Genomic DNA, 22881 nt, shown 5'->3' with positions numbered 1-22881 from the left:
GAGTCAGCCGTCGAAGCCGTCGTCGGCGGCAACGGCCGCTTGGTCGTGGTCAGGCTCCTCGTCCTCCGCCGATTCGGAAGAGAGGAGGGCGCGCAGCTCATCCTCGGCCGCAATCGTGGTCACAAAGAACAGCTCGTCCCCGCCGTCAATCACGTCGTCGCGGCTCGGGGTGATGGGCGCCTGGTCGCGCAGGATCGCCACGAGGGTCGAATCCTCCGGCCAGTCGATGCTGCCCACCGTCAGCCCAATCACGTGCGAATCATGGGGGACCGTGAATTCGACGAGGGATGACACCCCCGTCTGCAGGGTCAGCAGGCGGACCAGGTCACCGATCTCCACCGCTTCCTCGACCAGGGCGGTCATAAGCTGCGGGGTGTTAACCGCGACGTCGACGCCCCAGGAGTCATCGAACATCCAGTCGTTCTTGGGGTTGTTGACCCGGCCCACCGTCCGTCCGACGCCGAATTCGGTCTTCGCGAGCAGTGAGACCACCAGATTCACCTTGTCGTCGCCGGTCGCGGAAACCACGACGTCGGCGTCCTCCAGTTTCGCGTCCTGGAGCGTGCTCAGTTCGCAGGCATCGCCGACCAGCCAGTGGGCGCCGCGCAGGCCGCTGCGCCCGATCACTTCCGGCTTCAGGTCGATCAGCAGGATCTCGTGTTTGTGGGCCAACAGTTCGCGCGCGATCGAGGAACCGACGCTTCCCGCCCCGACAATGACGACTTTCACTTAGGACTCCTTGGCGGGGGACTTGGCCAGAATGTGGGCGACTTCGGTGCTCCGGTCCACGGCGAGCATGGCATGCACCGTGTCTCCGTCCTGGTACAGGGTGCCGGCCACGGGCAGCATGCCCTCGCCGAACCGGGTGAGGTAGGCGACGCGGATGCCGGCGGCCTTCTCGATCGACGTCACCGGGTGGCCGATCCACTCGGGGTTCAGGTCCACCTCGGCGAGCACCAGCCGGCCCGAGGGGTCCCGGAAGTCGCCGGCAAGGTGCTGTTCGGGAAGGATCCGCCGGAGCACCTGGTCGGCGCTCCAGCGCACGGCGGCGACCGTGGGGATGCCTAGCCGCTGGTAGATCTCCGCTCGGCCCGGATCGTAGATCCTGGCGACTACGTGCGGGACGTGGAAGGTTTCGCGGGCCACCCGGGTGGCCAGGATATTGGAGTTGTCGCCGCTGGAGACGGCCGCGAAGGCGTAAGCGTCCGCGACACCGGCCTGCTTCAGGGTCTCCCGGTCGAATCCGACGCCGGTGACCTTGCGGCCCGTGAAGCCCGCGCGGAGCCGCCGGAACGCGCGGTCATCCTGGTCGATGATGGCCACGGAGTGGCCCGCGTCCTCGAGGGTGTGCGCCAGGGTTGCCCCCACGCGGCCACAACCCATGATCACGAAGTGCGCCAACCGTGCCTCCTTTGTTCCTGTATTGCCTTAACAGCTGCTGCTGCGTAAAACAATACCGGCCACTGCCGGGCGCGGAGCCAGCCCCGCAACCTGCGCCTTAACCTGCTTGGCCGCAGCGCGCGGCCACCCGCCCGGCAGCGGGCGCGGCCACCAACAAGTCTGCCCCAGCCGGCAGGGACGGCCGCCGTCATGACATCGGCTCCGAATGGGACTAGCTTTGTGTGGTGCCGACAATATTCAATGCCGTGAAGCGGGTGCTGGTAGGCAGGCCCTTCCGGAACGACAGCCTGGCCCACACCCTGTTGCCCAAGCGGATCGCCCTGCCCATTTTCGCCTCTGACGCGCTGTCGTCCGTGGCGTACGCGCCCGATGAAATCCTTCTGACGCTGGCGCTGGCCGGCGTCAGTGCCGTGGCGTTCTCGCCGTGGGTGGGCCTGGCCGTCATGGTGGTGCTGCTGACCGTGGTCGCCTCCTACCGGCAGAACGTCCACGCCTACCCCTCCGGCGGCGGCGACTATGAGATCGCGAACGAGAACCTGGGCAAGTACGCCGGGCTCACCGTGGCCTCCGCACTGCTGGTCGACTACGTGCTGACCGTCGCCGTATCGATGTCCTCCGCCGCCACCTACCTGACCACCGCGGTGCCGGCACTGCATGGCCAGCAGGCCGCCATCGCGACCATCGGTGTGGTGATCCTGGCCCTCGTGAACCTGCGCGGCATCAAGGAGGCCGGCAGCGTCTTCGCCGTACCCACCTATATCTTCATGGCGGCCATCCTCGGCATGACGGCCGTCGGCGTCTTCCAGGCCGCCACCGGCCAGCTGGGCCAGGCGCCCTCGGCTGCCTTCACGATTGTCCCGGCGCCCGGGTTCGACGAGGGGCTCGTCGGCCTCGCCGGCGCGTTCCTGTTGCTCCGCGCGTTTTCCTCCGGCGCCGCCGCTTTGACTGGCATTGAGGCCATCAGCAACGGTGTGCCGAACTTCAAGAAGCCCAAAAGCAAAAACGCCGCTACCACCCTGCTGTTGCTCGGTGTGATCGCCGCTTCCATGCTGGCCGGGATCATCTACCTGGCCAACGCCACGAAAGTGCACATCGTGCTGGACCCGGCCACCGAGTTCCTGTTGGACGGCCAGCCGCTGCCGGAGGGCTACATCCAGAGTCCGGCGATCAGCCAGATTGCCCAGACCATCTTTGGCGCAGCGTCCATCCCGTTCTTCATCGTTGTCGCTGCCACCGGCGTGATCCTGGTGTTCGCCTCCAACACGGCGTTCAACGGCTTCCCGGTGCTGGGCTCGATCCTGGCCCAGGACGGTTACCTTCCGCGCCAGCTGCGCACCCGGGGGGACCGGCTGGCCTTCAGCAACGGCGTCCTGGCCCTGGCCACCGGGGCCCTGGTGCTGATCATCGCGTTCAACGCGGACGTCACCAAGCTCATCCAGCTCTACATCGTGGGAGTCTTCATCTCCTTCACGGTGAGCCAGCTCGGTATGATCCGGCACTGGGGCCGGGAGCTGAAACTCGCGAAGGACCCGGCAGCGAAACGGCGGATGGTCAAGTCCCGCACCATCAACACCATCGGTTTCGGCATGACCTCACTGGTGCTGGTGATCGTCCTCATTACCAAGTTCCAGCAGGGCGCCTGGATCGCGCTGCTGGCCATGTTCGTGCTGTTCCTGATCATGTGGAGCATCCGGGCGCATTACGACAATGTGGCCAAGGAACTCGCGGTGGACGAGGACACCTCGCCGCGTGCCCTGCCCACCCGCGTGCACGCCGTGCTGCTTGTCTCGCACGTCCGCAAGCCGGTGCTCCGGGCGCTGGCCTACGCCCGCGCATCGCGGCCCTCCCGGCTGGACGCCATCACCGTGGACATCAGCACCGAAGAGACCGAGCAGACGGTCGCGGACTGGGAGAAGCTGGAAATCCCGGTACCGTTGACGGTGCTGGCCAGCCCGTTCCGCGAAACGGTGACGCCCATCATGGAGTACATCAAGAACATGCGGCGCGATTCGCCCCGCGACCTGATCGTCGTCTACATCCCCGAGTACGTCGTGGGCAAGTGGTGGGAGCAACTGGTGCACAACCAGACCGCACTGCGCATCAAGACCCGGCTGCACTTCGAGCCGGGCGTCATGGTGGCCAGTGTGCCGTGGCAGCTGAAATCATCCGAAGAAGCCAAGAGACTGCAGGACATCCAATGAGCTCCGAGACCCAGACGCAAACCCACACAGAACTGACCGTCGACGTCGGTCCGGTCGCCCACGGCGGACACTGCGTGGCCCGGCATGAAGGACGCGTGATTTTCGTCCGCCACGGCATCCCCGGCGAAAAGGTCCGCGTCCGCCTCACGGAGTCCGGCCCGGACGCCAAGTTCTGGCGCGGCGACGTCGTGGAAGTCCTGGCGGCTTCCCCCGACCGGGTGGAACACTTCTGGGACCTGGCGGATTCCGTGCGCTCCTGGTCGCACCGCCACCCGCCCGTGGGCGGCGCCGAACTCGGCCACATTTCCCTGGAGCGCCAGCGCAGCCTCAAGGCCGAGGTGCTGGCGGAACAGCTGCGCCGCCTGGCCGGCGTCGACCTCCTGGAGGGGGAGGGAGTCATCGTGGAAGCGGTGGGGGAGCCCGGAACGCCTGCGGCGGCGGGCCTCGCCTGGCGGACCCGCGCGGGCTTCGCGGTGACCCCGGCCGGAAAGCTCGGCATGCATGCGCACCGTTCCGACACCGTCCTCCCGGTCCGGGACATGCCCCTGGCCGTGGACGCGATCAACGCGCTCGGGCTCTGGGAAATCGACCTGGAGGGCATCGAACGCATTGAGGTGGCCGCGCCGGCGAACGGCTCCCGCCCGCTGGTGCTCCTGGTCCCGGCCGCGGGAACCCGCGCGAAGCGGCTCAGCGCGGTCCTCGCCCAGTTGCCCGACGACGTCTCGGTGGCCAGCTTCGACCCGGTCAAGGGCGAAGTCCTGCGGCTGCGCGGGCGCACCTACGTGCAGGAATCCGCCGCCGGCCACGACTACCGCGTCACCGGCGACGGTTTCTGGCAGATCCACCGGGACGCCCCGGATACCCTCATCGGAGCCGTCACCGGCTTCCTGCGGGACGGCGGTTACCTTGACGCCGGCGCCGTCGTGGCGGATCTCTACGCCGGGGCGGGCCTCTTCACCGGGCCGCTCGCGGACGCCGTGGGCGTCACCGGGTCCGTCCTGTCCGTGGAAGGATCGCCAGGCACCAGCCGGGACGCCCGCAAGAACCTCCATGACGCGTCCCAGGTCGAAATCGTCCAGGGCAGGGTGGAACGGGTCCTGCGCGACAAGGCACGCACGTTCGACGCCGTCCTGCTGGACCCGCCCCGGGCCGGCGCCGGCAAGGCCGTTGTGAACCAGTTGGTCGCCGCCGGCCCCCGGGCCGTTGCCTATGTGTCCTGCGATCCGGCGTCCTTTGCCCGCGATCTGGGCTACTTCCAGCAGTCCGGCTGGGAACTGAACGGGCTGCGGGCGTTTGACCTGTACCCGCACACTCACCACATGGAGACTGTGGCGCTGCTGACTCCCCGGGGCTGAGGCCACTAGGATGGGCGGAGTAGTCCGACGTCGCGCTCCGTAATCACGGCTGACCTCCTGCACCCTGTACTGATCCTTGTGCGAACAAGGCCAAGCATTAGTTAGGACCCCCTAACTAGCAAGGGGTCTGCGGCGCGACAAAGATGAAACTGTTGCGAGAGGAGTCCTGCGATGAGCATTGTGGACAGCTTCGGTTCAAAAGGCAAACTTAATGTAGCCGGTACCGAATACGAAATTTTCCGGTTGAACTCCGTTGAAGGTGCAGAAAACCTTCCGTTCAGCCTCAAGGTATTGCTTGAAAACCTGTTGAGGACCGAGGACGGCGCCAACATTACGGCCGATCACGTCCGAGCACTGGCCGGCTGGGACCCCAGCGCCGAGCCCGACACTGAAATCCAGTTCACGCCGGCGCGCGTGATCATGCAGGACTTCACTGGCGTGCCCTGCGTTGTGGACCTTGCCACCATGCGTGAAGCAGTCAAGGAACTCGGCGGTGACCCCAAGCGGGTCAACCCCCTGGCACCTGCCGAGATGGTGATCGACCACTCCGTGCAGATCGACGCCTTCGGCAACTCCGGCGCACTGGAGCGCAACATGGAGATCGAATACCAGCGCAACGGCGAGCGGTACCAGTTCCTGCGTTGGGGCCAGACCGCGTTCGACGACTTCAAGGTGGTCCCGCCGGGAACCGGCATTGTGCACCAGGTCAACATCGAGTACCTGGCCCGCACCGTGATGACCCGCGAAGTTGATGGAGCCCTCCGGGCCTACCCGGACACCTGCGTCGGCACCGACTCCCACACCACCATGGTCAACGGCCTGGGCGTGCTGGGCTGGGGCGTCGGCGGCATCGAGGCCGAGGCAGCAATGCTGGGCCAGCCCGTCTCCATGCTGATCCCGCGCGTCGTGGGCTTCAAGCTGACCGGGTCCATCCCGGCCGGCGCGACCGCCACCGACGTTGTCCTGACCATCACCGAGCAGCTGCGCAAGCACGGTGTGGTGGGCAAGTTCGTGGAGTTCTACGGCGAAGGCGTCGCGGCTGTGCCGCTGGCCAACCGCGCCACCATCGGCAACATGAGCCCGGAGTTCGGCTCCACGGCTGCGATGTTCCCGATCGACGACGTCACCCTCGACTACCTGCGCCTCACCGGCCGGTCCGAAGAGAACGTCGCCCTCGTCGAGTCCTACGCCAAGGAACAGGGCCTCTGGCACGATCCTTCCCGCGAGATCAAGTTCTCCGAGTACCTCGAGCTGGACCTGTCCACGGTTGTTCCGTCGATCTCCGGCCCGAAGCGCCCGCAGGACCGCATCATCCTCACCGAGTCCAAGGACCAGTTCCGCCAGGACCTGCGCAACTACGTGAAGGAAGAGCTGGCCGACGGAAGCGTGGACGAGGCAATCGACGAAAGCTTCCCGGCTTCCGACGCTCCGTCCTTCACGGGCTCCGCTAGCCACCTCACGGACGAGGCCCCGCACGCGCACGGCCCGGCGTCCGACGGCCGCCCGTCCAACAAGGTCAGCGTCAAGACCGCGGACGGCCGCGAGTTCGAGCTGGACCACGGTGCGGTCTCGATCGCCTCGATCACGTCCTGCACCAACACGTCCAACCCGTCCGTGATGCTGGCCGCCGCGCTGCTGGCCCGCAACGCCGTCGACAAGGGCCTGACCTCTAAGCCGTGGGTCAAGACCTCCGTGGCTCCCGGGTCCAAGGTGGTCACCGACTACTACAACAAGTCCGGCCTGACCCCGTACCTGGAGAAGCTCGGCTTCTACATCGTCGGTTACGGCTGCGCGACCTGCATCGGCAACTCCGGCCCGCTCGACGCCGAGATCTCCGAGGCCATCCAGGCCAACGACCTCTCGGTCACCGCCGTGCTGTCCGGCAACCGCAACTTCGAAGGCCGGATCAACCCGGACGTGAAGATGAACTACCTGGCCTCCCCGCCGCTGGTCATCGCCTACGCCCTGGCCGGAACCATGGACTTCGACTTCGAGAACGACGCCCTGGGCCAGGATGAGGCCGGCAACGACGTCTTCCTGAAGGACATCTGGCCGAACCCGGTCGAGGTCCAGCAGGTCATCGATTCCTCGATCGACAAGGAAATGTTCGCCCGCGGCTACGAGGGCGTCTTCGAAGGCGACGACCGCTGGAAGGCACTCTCCACCCCGGCCGGCGACACCTTCGCCTGGGATCCGAAGTCCACGTACGTCCGGAAGCCCCCGTACTTCGAGGGCATGAAGGCGCAGCCGGAACCCGTCCAGGACATCACCGGCGCACGCGTGCTGCTGAAGCTTGGCGATTCGGTCACCACGGACCACATCTCCCCGGCAGGTTCCTTCAAGTCGGACACCCCGGCCGGGCAGTACCTGCTGGCCAACGGTGTGGAGCGCAAGGACTTCAACTCCTACGGCTCGCGCCGCGGCAACCACGAGGTCATGATCCGCGGAACGTTCGCGAACATCCGGATCAAGAACCAGATCCTGGACGGCGTCGAGGGTGGCTTCACCCGCGACTTCACCCAGGCTGACGGCCCGCAGGCATACGTCTACGACGCCGCGCAGAACTACCAGGCAGCCGGCATCCCGCTGGTGGTCCTGGCCGGCAAGGAGTACGGCTCCGGCTCGTCCCGTGACTGGGCAGCCAAGGGCACCGCACTCCTGGGCGTCAAGGCCGTCGTGGCCGAAAGCTACGAGCGCATCCACCGCTCCAACCTGATCGGCATGGGTGTCCTGCCGCTGCAGTACCCGGCCGGCCAGAACGCTGCCAGCCTCGGGCTGACCGGCACGGAGACCTTCGCGGTTGAGGGCGTCACTGCCCTGAACGAAGGCACCACGCCGAAGACGCTTAAGGTCACTGCCACTGCTGTTGACGGCACCGTCACGTCCTTCGATGCGGTCCTGCGCATCGACACCCCGGGCGAGGCGGACTACTACCGCAACGGCGGCATCCTGCAGTACGTGCTGCGCCAGATCTCCGCGAGCTAGCGCAGACCGAGCAGCCCAACGAGAAAGCCCCGGCCCGTCACCGACGGACCGGGGCTTTCCCGTTCCGGCACCAGGGCTTCTCCGGAGGCGTTAGAGTTAAAAGGCATGTCTACCACCCGAAGGAGGGGCCGTTGGGAATCTTGGAGACCATCCGGAATCCGCAGGACCTGAGCAAGTTGTCCGAGGCGCAGCTGGATCAGCTGGCAGCCGAGGTCAGGGAGTTCCTGATCGGCAACGTCTCCCAGACGGGCGGGCACCTGGGCCCCAACCTCGGCGTCGTCGAACTCACTATCGCGGTCCACCGGATCTTCGATTCCCCCCGCGACAGCATCGTCTTCGACACCGGCCACCAGTCGTACGTGCACAAGCTCCTCACCGGACGCCAGGACTTCAGCACCCTGCGCCAGCAGGGCGGCCTGTCCGGATACCCGGACCGCGCCGAATCCGAACACGACATCGTCGAAAGCTCGCACGCCTCCTCCTCGCTCTCCTGGGCGGACGGGATCTCCCGCGCCCGGCAGCTGACCGGCGACGGCGACCGGTACGTGATCGCCGTCGTCGGCGACGGCGCCCTCACCGGCGGCATGGCCTGGGAGGCCATCAACAACATCGCGGCGGACAAGAAACGCCGCGTTGTGATCGTCGTGAACGACAACGGCCGCTCCTACGCGCCCACCGTGGGCGGATTCGCGGACTACCTCGCCTCGCTGCGCCCCACCATCGACTCCTTCCGCGCCGCGCCCGCCTACGAAGGCACCCTGGACTGGTGGCGGAGGAAGCTGCAGAACGGCGGACCCGCGGGCCAGTTCACCTACCGCAGCCTGCACGCCATGAAAAAGGGCGTCAAGGACTGGTGGGCCCCGCAGGGCATGTTCGAGGACCTCGGGATGAAGTACATCGGTCCCGTGGACGGCCACAACCTCCAGGCCATGGAGGCCGCACTGGCCACCGCCAAGAACTACGCGGGTCCTGTGATCGTGCACGCCATGACCGAAAAGGGCCACGGCTACGCGCCTGCCCGCGCCCATGAAGCCGACCAGTTCCACGCCGTAGGGATCATCGACCCCGAGACCGGCGAACCCACCGAGGCCGGCGGCGCGAAGTCCTGGACGTCCGTCTTCGCCGACGAGATCGCCGACATCGCGGACGAACGCCACGACATCGTGGGCATCACCGGCGCCATGCTGATCCCCGTCGGGCTGCATAAATTCGCGGCGCGGCACCCGGAGCGGGTATTCGACGTCGGCATCGCCGAGCAGCACGCCCTCACCTCCGCCGCCGGCATGGCTTTCGGCGGACTGCACCCCGTCGTCGCGGTCTACGCGACGTTCCTGAACCGCGCCTTCGACCAGCTCCTGATGGACGTTGCCCTGCACAAGGCCGGCGTCACGATCGTCCTGGACCGGGCAGGCGTGACCGGGCCCGACGGCGCCAGCCACCACGGCATGTGGGACATGGCCATGGTCCAGATCGTGCCCGGGCTGCACCTCGCGGCGCCCCGCGACGCCAGCCGGCTCCGCGAGGAACTGCGTGAAGCCGTCGCCATTGAGGACGCCCCCAGCGTGATCCGCTACTCCAAGGGCACAGTGGGGGCCGAGGTGGAGGCCATCGAGCGGCTCAGCGACGGAGTGGACGTGCTGGCGCGCCGCCCGGCTGGCTCCAGCGACAACGACGTGTTGATCGTCAGCGTCGGGGCGATGTCCGAACTCGCCCTGGACGTTTCCAACCGGCTCGGCGCGCAGGGCATCAGCTCCACCGTCGTGGATCCGCGCTGGGTCCTCCCGGTTCCCCAATCCGTCGTCGCCCTCGCCTCCCACCACCGACTTGTCATCTGCATCGAGGACGGAGTCCGCGCCGGCGGCGTCGGGTCCCGGATCCGGCAGGAAATGCGGGCGGCCGGGGTGGACACCGCACTGAACGAGGTGGGCCTCCCGGTTGAGTTCCTGGACCACGGATCCCGCAGCCAGGTCCTGGAGCGGGTGGGCCTGACCGCGCAGCAGATCACGCACGACGTCGTGGCGCAGGTCCTGGGGACCAAGGTGCCGTTCGCGCGGCCCCTTCCGGGCCAGGCGCACCCCAGCACCGGCAGCCTGCCGATTCAGTGAGGACACCCGGCGCAGACGTGGCGGATCGTATCGCCGCGGCACCGGACCAGGTTTACCAGGCCGTCAAGGCACAAGAGCCACCGTTCGACGGCACAGTCCGCGAATGGTTCAGGAGAGGACGGGCATGAGCGGAATTATCCGGGTCTATAAGCGTGATGAAGAAGGCACCCTGCAGTTCAGGGAAGCCTGGATTGACGAGGAGTTCAACGAATTCGTCATGAATCACGGCGTCGTTGGGCATCAGAGCGCAACGGAAGAGACCGACGCCGCCGACGCCGAGGCCGCGGAGCGGCTCATGGATGCCTTTGCCGTGCAGTGCGCCGAGGACGGGTACGCCGAAATTCCAGAGGGGGAACAGTTCTGGGTGGTGGCCCAGTATGCCCTGAAAACCAAGGACGGGACCTCCCGGGACCGGTACCTCGAGGAGAAGGCCAAGGACGCGCTGATCAGCCACCTTGCCTGGCGCGGGCTCGGAATCGTGGACCGCTCGGAATTCTCGGATGCCAAGCTCAACATCTTCATCCTTACCCCGGACGTCAACAAGGCCGTCAACGCCATCAAGGTCTGCATCCGCGGCGAGGACCTCGACTTCACCAAGCTGAGCATCGGCGCCGCAGCGTTCGGCGAGACGTCCTTCAAGCTCAAGCACTCACCGAAGCCGGCCAACAGCTTCACGCTCTAGGTAACACCTGCTAGGAGCCGGGCACGGCTCGCATCAGTTTGGGGGCAACCGACTGAAAGGCAACGCAATGACGCGCAAATCGTCTCAACCTGGCAGTACTCCGCTCCCGGCGGGGCTGGCGGCGCCGGCACGCAAGTCGCTCGCGCACGCGGGGGTGGAAACCCTCGAACACCTCGTGCAGCTTGGCCGGCGCCGGCTTGCCGGGATGCACGGTATCTGCCCGCGGACCCTTGCCCAACTCGAGGATGCCCTGGACGAACGAGGGCTGGAACTGCCCGCGGGTTGATCGCGTTGCACCCTACGGCCGGTCCGGCAGCCGGAAAAACGCCGCCTGCCGGCCCAACGCGGGCTGCCGGAACGGCCCCGCCCCGCAGGCGCCGGCCCTGCCCGGGAGCTGCTCCCGGCCGTTATAGGCTGAACCCCATGACTGAATACCGCCGTGTGGGAAATTCCGGACTGACCGTCTCCGTCGTAGGGCTTGGCTGCAACAACCTGGGCCGGGCCAATACGGCCACCGAGTCGCAGGAGGGGACCGACGCCGTCGTGCATGCGGCCCTGGACGCCGGCATAACCTTCTTCGACGTCGCGGACACCTACGGCAAGGAACCGGGCCTCAGCGAGACCATGCTGGGCAAGGCACTCCAGGGCCGCCGCGACGACGCCGTGATCGGTACCAAGTTCGGCATGGACATGCGCGGGGCCAACGGCAACGACTTCGGCGCCCGCGGCTCCCGCCGGTACATCATCAAAGCTGCCGAAGCCTCGCTGCGCCGGCTCGGCACGGACTGGATCGACCTTTACCAGTTCCACACCCCCGACCCGCTGACCCCGATCGAGGAGACCCTCGACGCCCTTGACGAGCTCGTCACCAGCGGCAAGGTCCGCTACATCGGCCACTCCAACCGTGCCGGCTGGCAGATCGCCGAGGCCGAATTCGTCGCCCGGTCCCGCGGCGGAGCGCGCTTCATCTCCAGCCAGAACCACTACAACCTGCTGGACCGCCGCGCTGAACTCGAGGTCACGCCCGCCGCCGAAGCCTACGGCCTGGGCGTCCTGCCCTACTTCCCGCTGGCCAACGGCCTGCTGACCGGAAAGTACGCCAAGGACACCGCGCCCGAGGGCTCGCGCCTCAGCCACACCCGCACCAACCTGGTCCACGACGCCGACTGGGACCAGCTGGGCGCGTTCAGCGCCTTCGCCGCCGAACGGGGCCTGAACGAGATCCAGGTGGCCTTCTCCTGGCTCGCGGCACAACCCTCGGTCAGCAGCGTCATCGCCGGCGCCACCAGGCCCGAACAGGTCCGCCAGAACGCCGCCGCCGTGGCCTGGATCCCCAGCGCCGCGGAACGTGCCGAGCTCAACGACCTGTTTCCGCGCACGCCGAAGGTCGCGCTGTTCTAGATGGAGCTGTCCTCAACGGCCCCCACCCCGGGGGCCCTGCCTGACGTGCCTGCTGCACGCCGGAGAATCCTGATGGACGTCGACACCGGAATCGACGACGCACTGGCCCTGGTCTACGTGCTGTCCCGGCCCGAGGTGCACCTCCAGGCGATCACGTGCACGGCCGGGAACGTCGGCGCCCGGCAGGTGGCACTCAACAACCTGGCGCTGCTGGAGCTCTGCGGCCGGCAGGGCGTCGAAGTGGCAGTCGGAGCAGAGGTGCCGCTGGAAATCCCGCTGGTCACCACGGAGGAGACCCACGGGCCGCAGGGGATCGGCTACGCCGAGCTGCCGGCACCGGCCGCCGGCATCTCGCCGCGGCACGCCGTTGACGTCTGGGTGGACGAAGTCCGGGCGCACCCGGGGGAGATCACCGGGCTCGTCACCGGCCCACTGACCAATTTCGCCCTCGCGCTGCGCCGCGAACCCGAGCTGCCGCGGTTGCTCAAGGGCCTCGTCATCATGGGCGGGAGCTTCTACTACCAGGGCAACACGACGCCGACGGCGGAATGGAACACCTCGGTGGACCCGCACGCGGCGAAGGAGGTCTTCGCCGCGTACCGCGGCCTGCCGGAGGACAAACTGCCGCTGGTGTGCGCGCTGGAAACGACGGAGCGCATCGAGATGCTGCCCGAACACCTCCGGCGCCTCGGCGAGGCTGCCGGGGCCGGGCCGGAACTGGTCCTGCCGGATCAGCCGGAGGGCCTTCGCAGCGCCTCCACCAGCCCGCTGGTGGCCTGCCTGTCCGACGCCATCCGGTTCTACATGGAATTCCACCGGCTCTACGATCAGGGTTACGTGGCGCACATGCATGACGCCTTCGCGGCCTGCGCCGCCGTGGGACGCACCCCGTTCACGGCCCGCCTGGCCACGGTCGACGTCGAAACCGCCTCGCCGCTGCTGATCGGCACCACGGTGGCGGACTTCCGCGGTCTCTGGGGCCTGCCGCCCAATGCCCGGATCGTCGCCTCGAACGATCCGGAGCAGTGTTTCGGGGAGCTGATTTCCTCCGTCGGCGCACTGGCGCGGCGGATCACGTCCGCCGGGGCGCCCGCTACTGGTTAGGATGGTAGCTGCGCCGAGGTGACATAGGCGGATGTTGCAGCTCCCATCGAAGGACCATCCCCATGTCACTGCAGTCCCTGCTCCTCCCTGCCACCGGCGCCGGTTCCGCTGCCGGCAAAACTAAGGCACAGCGCAACCGCCGCCTGCTGGAACTGGGCGGCGCCGCCGCGATCGTGGCCACCTACCTCTTCCTGGTCCTCACCCAGCCCGCGGACATCGCCAGCGGCCCGGCCAGCTTCGCGGCGCTCGTGGCGCTCGGCGGGTTCCTGCTCGGCGCCGTCCTGCTGATCGCGGCGGCGCTTCCTACCCTCCCCACGCCCACGCTGGTGCTGATGCCGGTGGCCTTGGTCCTGAACGTCGTCCTGGGCCAGCTCATGGGCGCCACCGGACTGCCGTTCTACGTCGACGCAATTGGCACGGTGCTGATCGCCGTCCTCGCCGGCCCCGCCGCAGGAGCCGCCACCGGCGCCCTCAGCACCATTGTGTGGTCCTTCTTCAACCCGACCGTGCTGCCCTTCGCCGCCGGGGCGGCGCTGATCGGCTTCCTGGCCGGCCTGGCCGCCCGCGGCGGGCTGTTCCGCCGCTTCTACCTCGCACCCGTGGCCGGCTTCGTCACCGGCATCCTCGCCGGCGTCGTCTCCGCCCCCATCGCGGCCTTCGTCTTCGGCGGCACCGCGGGCCTTGGCACTGGAGCAGTGGTCAGCGCGTTCCGCGCCATGGGCGACACCCTCCTCGCCGCCATTACCAAGCAGGCGCTGATCTCGGACCCCATGGACAAGGCCATCGTCTTCGCCATCGCCGCCCTGCTGGTCTATGCGCTGCCGCGGCGCACCACCTTCCAGTTCGCGTTCGTCCGCACGTTCCGGGTGCTGGCCGGTATGAGCCCGGCAACGCCGGAGAGTCAGCCGCAGACCCAGCCGGAAGCCTGAGCCGGAAGCAACAATGCCCTCCACCCTTCACCCGCTGACGTCGCTGACGGCGGCCGGCTGCACCGCGGTGATCACGACGGCGGCAGGCCACTGGCCGCTGTCCGTCGCGGTCGCCCTCGCGGCAGCACTGCTGGCCGTCGGTGCCGGCGTCGGCCGCCGTGTGCTCGCTGCGGCAGTTGCGGTCCTGGTGCCTTTGGGCTTGTCGCTGCTGATGCTGCACGGGCTCTTCTTCCCGGAGGGCCGCACTGTCCTGGCTGCCTGGGGGCCGGCCCGGGTCACGGCGGAAGGATTGTCCTTCGCCCTGGAGGCGGGCACCCGGACAGGCGCCTGCGTGCTGGTGCTGCTGCTCTTCTCCTTCACCGTCAGCGCCCCTGACCTGGTCGCTGCGCTGGCCGCGCGGGGTTTGCCGCCGCAGGTGGGCTTCGTCCTGGCTTCCGCGCTGACGCTCCTGCCGGCCATGACCGGCCGGCTCGCCGCCATCAGGGCGGCGCAGGAGGCCCGCGGACTGGTGGTCGGGCGCGGGCTGCTGTCCCGGCTTGCCGCCGTCCGGCTGCAGGCCGTGCCGCTGGTGCTGGGCCTGGTCGAAGATGCAGGCGTCCGGGCGCAAGCCCTTGAGGCGCGCGGCTTCGGTACGCCCGGCCCTCGCACCAGCTACCGGCAGCTGCAGGATTCGTCAGGGCAACGGGTCTTCCGTGCGGCGGCTGTCCTGTTGACCGCAGCGGCCGTTGCGCTCCGGTTGATCACGGCGTGGCCGGTGGCCTCGTGAACGACGGCAGCCATGCCCCCAGCCGGCAGCCCGCCACCGCCGCCCTGCCCGCGGCCGCCCTGCCCGCTGCCGCCGCGCGGATCGCGAGCTTCAGCTTCCACGGCGACGCGGGCCAGGCGCTGCGGAATGTGCAGCTCTCCGCCCTGCCTGGAACCCTGACCGCCGTACTGGGCGGCTCGGGCAGCGGCAAGACCACGTTCGGCAAGCTGCTCGCAGGCTGGCTGCGGGCCGGCCACTCCGGGGTCCTGCGCGGCAGCCTGGCGCTCGGCGCGGACCGCGTGGAGTTCCACGGCAATAGTAATGATCCCCGGATCAACCCTGCCGCATGGTCCGGCCGGGCGGGCTACGTGCCCCAGGACGCCGGTGCCATGTTGTCCTCCGTGCGCTCCACGGTGGCGGAAGAGCTGGCCTTTGGACTGGAAAACCGTGGTGTGCCCCGCGTCGAAATGATTCGGCAGGCGGCCCGGACTGCCGAAGGGACGGGCTTGTCCGGTCTGATGGGGCGGAACCCGGCGCAGCTCTCCGGCGGCGAGCTGCGCCGCCTGGCGGTGGCCTGCGCGGTCATCGCGGAGCCCGGGGTGCTGGTGCTCGACGAACCGCTGGCCTCCCTCGACGCGGCAGGGGCCGCTCAGCTGCGGAACCTGGTGGACGGGCTGCTCGACGCCGGCACCGCCGTTGTGCTCCTGAGCCAGAGGGCTGACGCCCTGGCCCGCAGCGCCGGGCACTGGATCGTGCTGGACGGCGGCACGGTGACGGCTGAAGGCCCGCCGGCCGAGGTGGAGGAGGGCGCCGCTTTCAGCGACGCCGGGATTGTGGCCGAAGGCAGGGGTGCCGCGTCGCCGGGAACGCGGCCCGCCCCGGCAGCCCCCGCCGCCCCGGTCCTGGAATTGCGGGGAGTCGGCTTTGGCTACGGAACCACCACAAGAACCACCAAGCGCTCTGCCGGGACGGCGCGGCCGGCACCTGTGCTGCACAACCTAAACCTGACCGTGCGGCCGGGGGAGATCGTCGCAGTCACCGGACCCAACGGCGCCGGTAAGTCCACCCTGCTGCGCCACCTCAACGGACTGCTGCAACCGCAGACCGGCGAGGTGCTCCTTGCGGGAAAAAGCATCGCCGGCATCCCGACGGGACGCGTCGCTTGCACGGTCGGGCTGCTGTTCCAACAGCCCCGGGACCAGCTTTTCGAACGGACGGTGCTGCGGGAGGTCGGCTTCGGATTGCGTCGGCTCGCCGGCGGGGAAACCGCGGCCGGGAGGGCGCTCGAGGCGCTGGCCGCCGTCGGGCTCGCAGATGCAGCCCAGACGCACCCGGCCGAACTGCCGTCATCGAAGCAGCGGCTGCTCGCCCTGGCCACGGTCCTGGCCCGGACGCCTGCAGTCCTCGCCCTGGATGAGCCGACCGTGGGACTGGACCGGAACGGCCTCGAACGGCTGCAGCATGCCGTTGCCGCCGCGGCGGCGCGGGGTGCCGGAATCGTCCTGGTCACCCACGACCTCGCCTACGCGCGCGCCACCGCCCACCGCGTCCTGGCCCTCGACGGCGGGAGCCTGCGGGAGATCTGACACGCCGGGAGATCTGATGGTCGCCTGTGACTAACCGAAGATCGGCGGCGAAGGTATATTGCTGGGAGTTTCCCGTAACGTGCAGGCAGATGATCAGGAGGAGCCGCTAATGAACCCCATAGCGCCCGAAATTGGAACCGTTTTCGTCCCGGTCAGCGATATCGCCAGTGCCCGGGACTGGTACTGCGGCCTGCTCGGTGTCCCGGCGGACGGCGAAATTCTCTTCGGACATCTTTATGTACTGCCGATGAACGGGGCGGGCCTGGTCCTAGACAGCAAGATCTTCTCCGCCGACGCTGTCTTCAAAGTTCCCGCGTTCCATCTCAACACTGCGGACATCCAGGCCGCCCACATCCACCTGCTGGGCGCCGGCTCCGAGGTCACCGAAATCCGGGACGGCCAGTGGTTCAACGTCAAAGACCCCGACGGCAATGTGCTGATGATCTGCGAGTGCTGACCGCGGCCAGGGGTCATCGCCGTGCCAGGCGCTGAAGGGGACGGGCCCGATAGACGAAAACGCCGCCGTCCCTGCCTGGCGGCGGGGACGGCGGCGCTTCAATGTTCGGCTGCTAAGCGGCCGGCTCGGACGCCACACCGGGCGCCAGGAATTTCCTGCCCGTGACCCGCTGGGAGGCTCCCACCCGGTCAAGGTACGGCGTGATGCCGCCGAGGAACATCGGCCAGCCCGCGCCAAGGATCATGCAGAGGTCGATGTCCTCCGGGCCGGCCACCACGCCTTCGTCCAGCATCAGGCCGATTTCCTCCGCCAGGGCGTCCTGCGTGCGGCGCAGCACCTCCTCGGCGGTGGAGGGCGAATCGCCGAAGGACATCAGCGCCAGGGTTTCGGCAGGGATCACGGGCTTGCCGGCCGTCACCGAGGCCGGATCCCAGATGGATTTCACCCCGTTGTCGATGAGCTTCTGCAGGTTCTGCGAGACCGGGAACCGGTCCCCGAACGCGGTGTGGAGGGATTCCTGGACGTGCTGTGCGACGGGGAGTCCCACCATGGCGCCGAGCACAAACGGCGTCATGGGCAGGCCCATCGGGCGCAGCGCGTTGTCCGCCACGTCGGCCGGGGTGCCCTCGTCGAAGGCGGCCGTCACTTCGCCCATGAGGCGCAGCAGGAGGCGGTTGACCACGAACGCCGGGGCGTCCTTGACCAGCACGGCGGACTTCTTGAGCCCTTTGGCGAGCTCGAACGCGGTGGCCAGCACGGCGTCGTCGGTCTTGGGGGCGCGGACGATTTCCAGCAGCGGCATCACGGCCACGGGGTTGAAGAAGTGGAAGCCGACCAGCCGCTCCGGGTGCTCCAGGTCCTCGGCCATCGCGGTGACGGACAGCGAGGAGGTATTGGTGGCGAGGATGCACTCCGGCGCAACGATCGCCTCGACTTCCTTGAACACCTGCTTCTTGACATTGAGCTCCTCGAAGACCGCCTCGATGACGAAGTCGGCATCGGCGAAGGCCTCCTTCGACACCGACCCGGTGACCAGCGCCCGGGTCCGGTTGGCGGCATCGGGGCTGATCCGGCCCTTCTGCAGCAGCTTGTCCACTTCGGCGTGCACGTAACCCACACCCTTGTCCACGCGGGCCTGGTCGATGTCCGTCATCACCACAGGCACCTTGAGCTGGCGGGCGAAGAGCAGGGCCAGCTGGCTGGCCATGAGGCCGGCACCCACGACGCCGATCCGGGTCACCGGGCGCGCGAGCTTGCGGTCCGGGGCGCCGGCGGGCCGCTTGGACCGGCGCTGCACGAGGTCCAGGAAGGCGTAGACAGTGGAGCGGAACTCGTCGGTCTGCATGAGGTCCGCGAGGGTCTCGCATTCCAGCTCCGCGGACTGGGCCTGTGTCAGCGTGCGGTTGGCTTCCATCACCTCGAGGACCTTGGCCGGTGCAGGGGAGGCGTTGGAGGTCTTGGCCGCCACGAACGTCCGGCCCGCAGCGATGGCGGCGGCCCAGCGGGCGGCGACCCCGGGATCGGCGGGGTCGACGGCGTTGGCGCGCTCAGGCGTCACGGCGCCGGCGATGACCTGCGCGGCCCACGCGACGGACTGTTCGACGAAGTCCGCGGGCTCGAACATGGCGTCCGCCACGCCCAGCTTGAACGCCTGCGGCCCGGTGAGGGTGCGGTTGTTGCTCAGCGGGTTCTCGATCATGACCTTGAGGGCGTTTTCCGGGCCGATGAGGCGGGGCAGGATGTACACGCCGCCCCAGCCCGGGATCAGGCCGATGAAGGCCTCGGGCAGGGCCAGCGCCCCGGCAGCGGTGGACACCGTGCGGTACGTGGACTGCAGCGCGATTTCCAGCCCGCCGCCCAGGGCGAGGCCATTGATGAAGGCGAAGCTGGGGACGCCCAGGTTTGCCAGGGTGGAGTAGACGTCGTGGCCGAGCTGGGCCATCCAAAGGCCCTGTTCACGGCCGCTGACCGACTTGACGGTGGACAGGTCTGCGCCGGCGACCAGGAAGTACGGCTTGCCGGTCACGCCAACGCCCGCGATCTCGCCGCGCGCTGCACGCTCCTTCAGGCCTTCCAGGACGGTGCCGAGCTCAATCAGGGTGTTCGGGCCCAGGGTAGTGGGCTTGGAGTGGTCCAGGCCGTTGTCCAGCGTGACCAAGGCGAAGGTGCCGGGGCTCGTGCCGTTGACGGCGGGCAACTGGATGTCCTGGACGTAGGAGTGCGTCACCGTCTCGTTCGGAAACAGCTCGGCAAGCTTGTGGAAATCGGCGGCGCTCATGCTGCGGCTCCAGTCTTGTTGGTGGTGTATTCGGTGCCGTAGTCGGCGTGGTTCGGGTTCTCCCAGATGACGGTGGCACCCATGCCCAGGCCAATGCACATGGTGGTCATGCCGAAGCGGACCGTGGGGTCCTCCTCGAACTGGCGGGCCAGCTGGTTCATCAGCCGGACCCCGGAAGAGGCGAGTGGATGTCCGACGGCGATCGCCCCGCCGTAGCGGTTGACCCGAGGGTCGTCGTCGGCGATGCCGAAGTGGTCCAGGAAGCTGAGGACCTGGACGGCGAAAGCCTCGTTGATTTCGAACAGGCCGATGTCTTCGATGCCGAGCCCGGCGTTCTTGAGGGCCTTTTCGGTGGCCGGGACAGGGCCGATACCCATGACTTCCGGTTCGACGCCGGCGAAGGCGTAGCTGACCAGGCGCATCTTGACCGGCAGGCCAAGTTCCTTGGCGGCGTCGGCGGAGGCCAGCAGGGCGGCCGTGGCGCCGTCGTTGAGGCCGGCGGCGTTGCCGGCCGTGACCCGGCCGTGCGCGCGGAACGGGGTGCGCAGCGCGGCGAGGTCCTCCACCGAGGTGCCCGGGCGCGGCGGTTCATCCACGGTGTTGACGGTCCAGCCCTGGCCCGGCTTCATTGTCGCGACGGGCACCAGGTCCGGCTGGATCTGGTCCTTGGCGTAGGCGGCCGCCAGCTTGTCCTGGGAAGCAACGGCGTAGGCGTCAGCGCGGTCCTTGGTGATGGCGGGGAAGCGGTCGTGCAGGTTTTCGGCGGTGTTGCCCATGTTCAGGGCGGCCGGGTCCACGATCCGTTCGGACATAAAGCGGGGGTTAGGGTCGGCGCCGGCACCCATGGGATGGTTGCCCATGTGTTCCACGCCGCCGGCGATCACAACGTCGTAGGCGCCGAAGCCGATGCCACTCGCCGTCGTCGTCACGGCGGTCATGGCGCCGGCGCACATCCGGTCGATCGCGAAGCCCGGCACGGTGCGTGGCAGCCCGGCCAACAGGGCGGCGGTGCGGCCGATGGTCAGGCCCTGGTCGCCGGTCTGGGTCGTCGCCGCGATGGCCACTTCGTCGATCCGATCGGCGGGGAGGGACGGGTTGCGCCGCATCAGTTCCCGGATGCACTTGACCACGAGGTCGTCGGCGCGCGTTCCGGCGTAAATGCCTTTCTCGCCGGCGCGGCCGAACGGGGTCCGGACGCCGTCGACGAAGACGACCTCGCGCACGGTCCTGGCTCTTCCGATGCTGGCGCTTGCGCTGCTGGGGGTTGCGCTGCTGTTGCTTCCGCTGCTCGGGCGTTCGCTCACGTGGTACTCCTCATCGAGACATGGGTGCCGGTTCCGGGCCCAGGGCTCTGGGAGCCAAGGGCAGCACGGATCCGGGCGACATCAGACACCATGTTACTCGTCAGTAACATAGCTGGCAAGGAGTCCGGCGCCGCGCCGTCTGGAGCCTTATGCCGGCAGAGAGATGCGTGCCGGCGGGGGAGTCTTCCTGGGGTTGGAGCAGGGCGGCTTAGGTCGCAGTGTCCGGGGCCGTTCCGGCGGGCGCGGGCTTGGCTTCTTTGGCCGGCAGGGGCTGCGGGTTCGCGAAGGCCTCGGCGATCAGCGGGGCGACCAGTTCGATCTGCCACTGGCGGGCCCCGAGGTTGGCCAGTTCCTCAGCGATCCCTTCCTCGCTGGTCTCGGCCGGCGGACGCCAGGCGACACGGCGGAGGTAATCCGGCGTCAGCAGGTTCTCCACCGGCATGTTCAGCTCCTCGGCCTTGGCCTGCAGCAGGGGCCGGGCGGTGGCGAGCCTCGCGGCGGCCTCCGGGTCCCGGTCGGCCCATACGCGCGGAGGCGGGGGAGCGTTCGTGGGCAGGTGCAGGGGCGGGAGTTCCTCCAAGGCCCGGGCTGTGCTGATGCAGCGCAGCCACCTCGGCGCCTCGCGCTGGGCCGCGCGGCCGTGGAAGCCTTTGGTGCCCAGCAATTGGGGCACGGTGGTGGGCATGGCCTTGGCCGCGGCGACGAGGGCGGAATCGGGGAGGAGCCGGCCGGGAGCGACGTCGCGCTTCTGGGCCAGTGAGTCGCGCTCCATCCACAGCTCGCGGACCGCAGCCAGCTGGCGCCGGTCACGGATCTGGTGCAGTCCCGAGGTTTTGCGCCACGGGTCGACGCGAGGAGGCGCCTGGCCGGCTTCGAGGATGGCAGCGAATTCCTGTTCGGCGTAGTCCAGCTTGCCGTCGGCGACCAGAAGTTCGATGAGTTCCTCGCGCAGTTCGGTGAGGACCTCGACGTCGAGCGCGGCGTACCGCAGCCACGGCTCCGGCAGCGGCCGGGTGGACCAGTCGGCGGCGGAGTGTTCCTTCGCGAGGCCGAAGCCCAGGAGTTGTTCGATGACGGCGGCGAGGCCCACGCGGGGAAGCCCGGCGAGGCGGGCGGCGAGTTCGGTGTCAAAGAGTTTGTCCGGCCACATGCCGAGTTCGGACAGGCAGGGCAGGTCCTGGCTGGCCGCGTGCAGAATCCATTCCACACCACGCAGGGCGTCGTTGATGATGTCCAGGTTCCCGAAGGGTTCCGGATCGATGAGCCAGGTGCCGGAGCCTTCGCGCCGGATCTGGACCAGGAAGGCGCGCTGGCCGTACCGGAATCCGGAGGCGCGTTCGGCGTCCACCCCCGCGGGGCCGTGGCCTGCGGCGAGGGCTGCGGCGCACCGTTCCAGGCCGGACTGGGTTTCAATGACGAGCGGCACGCCGTCACGGGGGGCGTCGAGGTCGATGACCTCGGGGACCAGGCTGTCGAAGCCGTCCACCGCGATGTGGGCTGTGGCGTCCGTGGCCTCGGCGTTGGTTGGTGCTGTGTTGGCGGCCGCGCCCGCGGTGGTGATTTCCGGAATATGAGGGGTCATGATGACTTTAGTTTAGCGACAACACAGTGTTGCGGGCCGCGCATTCGCCAAAACCGGGCCGATTGTCTGCGTTCGCGGGGCCCGGCTCAGGCCAGCCCGCGGCGCCAGCGCGGCAGCGGGATGACGCCTTCAGGCAGCGGCGGAAGGCCTGCGAAGGTGCAGACCATATCCGACCACGCCTCGAGGTGGGAGGTGATGTCCGGCGTGGCGGGCGTCCAGGATGCCCGGAGTTCAATGTCGATCGAGTCGGGCCGCTCCGACAGGGTTCCGAAACTTTCGGACAGCACCCGCGTGGCGGTGCCGCCGGCCGAGCGGTACGGCGCGGCGTGGTTCTGCAAGGCTTCGACGAGCCAGGTCCAGGCGACGGAGCCGAGCATGGCGTCGTTGCCCATTTCCGGTTCCAGCTGGGCGCGAATGTACGTGACGATCCGGAATTCGCCTTCCCACACCTCGGATCCGTCGGGGTCGTGGAGCAGGATGAAACGCCCGGTGGCCAGTTCGACGTCGTCGCTTCCGGACGCACGGGCCAGGGCCGCGGCGGCCGGGCCGTGGGCGGCGCCGGAGAGGGCAGGTCCGCCGGGGGCGACAACCTCCGCCCCGAGCGCGACGGCGAACGGTGCCAACCGCGCGGGCGCCGGAATCTCCTCCAGGCGCAGCTCGCTCCTGGTTCGTGCCTGCCGCAGGGTCCCCAAGGCAAAAAGAAAATCTGCCGGAACCTGGTCAATTGCGTTCACAGTGGAAGAGTATGCAAGGGACGGTCCCCGGC

Annotated in this window: 18 protein-coding genes; 12 read left to right on the top strand and 6 right to left on the bottom strand. The window is 68.4% G+C overall.

The window, feature by feature from the left end; translation table 11 throughout:
- Positions 1 to 3: 3 nt before the first annotated feature.
- Together AC6EUH_RS15835 and AC6EUH_RS15830 are read right to left on the bottom strand one after the other, a co-directional pair.
- A complete protein-coding gene (locus AC6EUH_RS15835; RefSeq protein ID WP_056431419.1) occupies positions 4 to 729 on the bottom strand; it encodes a potassium channel family protein in 726 nt (241 codons plus the stop codon).
- Entirely contained in the window at positions 730 to 1401 is a 672-nt protein-coding gene (locus AC6EUH_RS15830; protein WP_056431422.1) for a potassium channel family protein, read from the bottom strand.
- 224 nt (positions 1402 to 1625) lie between these two features.
- Here AC6EUH_RS15830 and AC6EUH_RS15825 point away from each other — a divergent pair, with 224 nt between their 5' ends.
- The 12 genes from AC6EUH_RS15825 (at position 1626) to AC6EUH_RS15770 (ending at position 16951) form a co-directional block, all read left to right on the top strand.
- Positions 1626 to 3602: an APC family permease gene (locus tag AC6EUH_RS15825; RefSeq protein ID WP_200913058.1), complete on the top strand. Its 1977-nt coding sequence runs from the start codon at positions 1626 to 1628 to the stop codon at positions 3600 to 3602.
- A complete protein-coding gene (locus tag AC6EUH_RS15820; RefSeq protein ID WP_499739238.1) occupies positions 3599 to 4957 on the top strand; it encodes a class I SAM-dependent RNA methyltransferase in 1359 nt (452 codons plus the stop codon). The genes AC6EUH_RS15825 and AC6EUH_RS15820 overlap by 4 nt, the downstream gene beginning before the upstream one ends.
- 171 nt (positions 4958 to 5128) lie before the next feature.
- The gene (locus AC6EUH_RS15815; RefSeq protein WP_056431430.1) at positions 5129 to 7942 is read left to right on the top strand and encodes an aconitate hydratase; all 2814 of its coding nucleotides are present in this window, start codon (positions 5129 to 5131) and stop codon (positions 7940 to 7942) included.
- A gap of 131 nt (positions 7943 to 8073) precedes the next feature.
- The gene (gene dxs / locus AC6EUH_RS15810; RefSeq protein WP_499739237.1) at positions 8074 to 10047 is read left to right on the top strand and encodes a 1-deoxy-D-xylulose-5-phosphate synthase; all 1974 of its coding nucleotides are present in this window, start codon (positions 8074 to 8076) and stop codon (positions 10045 to 10047) included.
- Between the two features lie 124 nt (positions 10048 to 10171).
- Positions 10172 to 10729 (top strand): hypothetical protein, encoded by a 558-nt coding sequence (locus tag AC6EUH_RS15805; RefSeq protein ID WP_056431436.1) that lies wholly within the window; start codon positions 10172 to 10174, stop codon positions 10727 to 10729.
- Between the two features lie 67 nt (positions 10730 to 10796).
- The gene (locus AC6EUH_RS15800) at positions 10797 to 11015 is read left to right on the top strand and encodes a helix-hairpin-helix domain-containing protein (protein WP_056431439.1); all 219 of its coding nucleotides are present in this window, start codon (positions 10797 to 10799) and stop codon (positions 11013 to 11015) included.
- Between the two features lie 137 nt (positions 11016 to 11152).
- A complete protein-coding gene (locus tag AC6EUH_RS15795) occupies positions 11153 to 12130 on the top strand; it encodes an aldo/keto reductase (protein WP_499739236.1) in 978 nt (325 codons plus the stop codon).
- Positions 12131 to 12202: 72 nt separating this feature from the next.
- Positions 12203 to 13234 carry a nucleoside hydrolase gene (locus AC6EUH_RS15790; RefSeq protein ID WP_499739235.1) on the top strand — a complete coding sequence of 344 codons (1032 nt, stop codon included), beginning with the start codon at positions 12203 to 12205 and terminating at the stop codon, positions 13232 to 13234.
- A 62-nt stretch (positions 13235 to 13296) separates the two neighbouring features.
- Positions 13297 to 14163 carry an ECF transporter S component gene (locus tag AC6EUH_RS15785; protein WP_499739234.1) on the top strand — a complete coding sequence of 289 codons (867 nt, stop codon included), beginning with the start codon at positions 13297 to 13299 and terminating at the stop codon, positions 14161 to 14163.
- Between the two features lie 13 nt (positions 14164 to 14176).
- Entirely contained in the window at positions 14177 to 14929 is a 753-nt protein-coding gene (locus AC6EUH_RS15780) for an energy-coupling factor transporter transmembrane component T (RefSeq protein ID WP_499739233.1), read from the top strand.
- Complete coding sequence (locus AC6EUH_RS15775; RefSeq protein WP_499739232.1) at positions 14911 to 16494, top strand: ABC transporter ATP-binding protein; 1584 nt, start codon at positions 14911 to 14913, stop codon at positions 16492 to 16494. The genes AC6EUH_RS15780 and AC6EUH_RS15775 overlap by 19 nt, the downstream gene beginning before the upstream one ends.
- Positions 16495 to 16603: 109 nt before the next feature.
- Positions 16604 to 16951, top strand: a complete 348-nt coding sequence (locus tag AC6EUH_RS15770; RefSeq protein WP_499739231.1) for a VOC family protein — start codon at positions 16604 to 16606, stop codon at positions 16949 to 16951.
- Positions 16952 to 17063: 112 nt separating this feature from the next.
- On the opposite strand, the gene AC6EUH_RS15765 is transcribed toward AC6EUH_RS15770, so the two are convergent.
- From AC6EUH_RS15765 to AC6EUH_RS15750, 4 genes are all read right to left on the bottom strand, one after another.
- Entirely contained in the window at positions 17064 to 19229 is a 2166-nt protein-coding gene (locus AC6EUH_RS15765) for a 3-hydroxyacyl-CoA dehydrogenase NAD-binding domain-containing protein (protein WP_499739230.1), read from the bottom strand.
- Positions 19226 to 20470 (bottom strand): thiolase family protein, encoded by a 1245-nt coding sequence (locus tag AC6EUH_RS15760; RefSeq protein WP_499739259.1) that lies wholly within the window; start codon positions 20468 to 20470, stop codon positions 19226 to 19228. Before AC6EUH_RS15760 ends, AC6EUH_RS15765 begins: the two co-directional genes overlap by 4 nt.
- Before the next feature lie 271 nt (positions 20471 to 20741).
- Complete coding sequence (locus tag AC6EUH_RS15755; RefSeq protein ID WP_499739229.1) at positions 20742 to 22115, bottom strand: HRDC domain-containing protein; 1374 nt, start codon at positions 22113 to 22115, stop codon at positions 20742 to 20744.
- Positions 22116 to 22201: 86 nt separating this feature from the next.
- Positions 22202 to 22849 (bottom strand): DUF3000 domain-containing protein, encoded by a 648-nt coding sequence (locus AC6EUH_RS15750; protein WP_056431465.1) that lies wholly within the window; start codon positions 22847 to 22849, stop codon positions 22202 to 22204.
- Positions 22850 to 22881 lie beyond the last annotated feature (32 nt).

The sequence above is a fragment of the Arthrobacter sp. 001422645 genome (assembly GCF_059816125.1).
This window is presented reverse-complemented; position numbering and strand designations above follow the sequence as displayed.

What these genes read in the sequence shown, in the direction of transcription:
- AC6EUH_RS15795 (WP_499739236.1), top strand. Translation starts at nt 11,153, where the DNA reads ATGACTGAATACCGCCGTGTGGGAAATTCCGGACTGACCGTCTCCGTC.
- AC6EUH_RS15755 (WP_499739229.1), bottom strand. Translation starts at nt 22,115, where the DNA reads ATGACCCCTCATATTCCGGAAATCACCACCGCGGGCGCGGCCGCCAAC.
- AC6EUH_RS15805 (WP_056431436.1), top strand. Translation starts at nt 10,172, where the DNA reads ATGAGCGGAATTATCCGGGTCTATAAGCGTGATGAAGAAGGCACCCTG.
- AC6EUH_RS15780 (WP_499739233.1), top strand. Translation starts at nt 14,177, where the DNA reads ATGCCCTCCACCCTTCACCCGCTGACGTCGCTGACGGCGGCCGGCTGC.
- AC6EUH_RS15765 (WP_499739230.1), bottom strand. Translation starts at nt 19,229, where the DNA reads ATGAGCGCCGCCGATTTCCACAAGCTTGCCGAGCTGTTTCCGAACGAG.
- AC6EUH_RS15815 (WP_056431430.1), top strand. Translation starts at nt 5,129, where the DNA reads ATGAGCATTGTGGACAGCTTCGGTTCAAAAGGCAAACTTAATGTAGCC.
- AC6EUH_RS15785 (WP_499739234.1), top strand. Translation starts at nt 13,297, where the DNA reads ATGTCACTGCAGTCCCTGCTCCTCCCTGCCACCGGCGCCGGTTCCGCT.
- AC6EUH_RS15820 (WP_499739238.1), top strand. Translation starts at nt 3,599, where the DNA reads ATGAGCTCCGAGACCCAGACGCAAACCCACACAGAACTGACCGTCGAC.
- AC6EUH_RS15800 (WP_056431439.1), top strand. Translation starts at nt 10,797, where the DNA reads ATGACGCGCAAATCGTCTCAACCTGGCAGTACTCCGCTCCCGGCGGGG.
- AC6EUH_RS15770 (WP_499739231.1), top strand. Translation starts at nt 16,604, where the DNA reads ATGAACCCCATAGCGCCCGAAATTGGAACCGTTTTCGTCCCGGTCAGC.
- AC6EUH_RS15790 (WP_499739235.1), top strand. Translation starts at nt 12,203, where the DNA reads ATGGACGTCGACACCGGAATCGACGACGCACTGGCCCTGGTCTACGTG.